This is a genomic window from Yoonia sp. R2-816 (assembly GCF_046762905.1).
Lineage (GTDB): Bacteria > Pseudomonadota > Alphaproteobacteria > Rhodobacterales > Rhodobacteraceae > Yoonia.
Map to the genome: position 1 here is coordinate 1 of NZ_JBKQXN010000247.1, position 724 is coordinate 724.

1 protein-coding gene is annotated in these 724 nt (G+C 65.9%); it reads left to right on the top strand.

Annotated elements, in window-relative coordinates; translation table 11 throughout:
- Window positions 1–724: AMP-binding protein (locus ACFWW2_RS16480; RefSeq protein ID WP_393929705.1), on the top strand; the 724-nt coding region annotated here is incomplete at both ends.

Consider the following 724-nt stretch of genomic DNA (forward strand, 5'->3'; position numbering starts at 1 on the left):
GGAGGCCGCGCTGGCCGGGCTGCCGGCAACGCCGGTCACAGGCGCCGAACGGTGGGCGCCGCTGAACCCGTCAAGCCTGGCCTACGTCATCTACACCTCCGGCTCCACAGGCACGCCCAAAGGCGTCATGGTCGGGCAAGGCAATCTGTGCCACTTGGCGACCTATCAGGCGCGACGGGTGGTCGAGACCGACGGCCAGCGGGTCGGACTGTTTGCCTCGATCGGTTTCGACGTGTCGGTCTGGGAAGTCGTAATGGCCCTTTGCTCAAAAGGGTGTCTGGCCGTCATCCCCGCAAGCGCGCGTCCTGACGGGATGCGGTTGGTCGATGCTCTGCGGGCGCTGCAGGTCGAGGTAATCACGGTTCCGCCGCGTCTGGCCTCGGAAATGGAGTCGCTGGAGGATCTTCCTCTGCGCGTCTTGATATCGGCTGGCGAGGCGGCGTCGCCGGATGCGGCGCGCCACTTGGCGGCGCGGCTTGCCTATTACAACGCCTACGGTCCGACGGAAACGACGGTTTGTGCGACGGCATTTCCGGTTTCTCCCGACTTTGCCGGCGACGTTGCGGTTCCGATCGGCGGTCCCATCTCGAACACGCAGGTCTATGTTGTGGACGATCGGTTGCAGCCGCAGCCCGTGGGCGTTGCGGGCGAGCTACTGATCGGGGGCGTTCAAGTGGCACGGGGCTATCTGGGCCGGGCGGGTCTGACGGCGGAGAAGTTCATC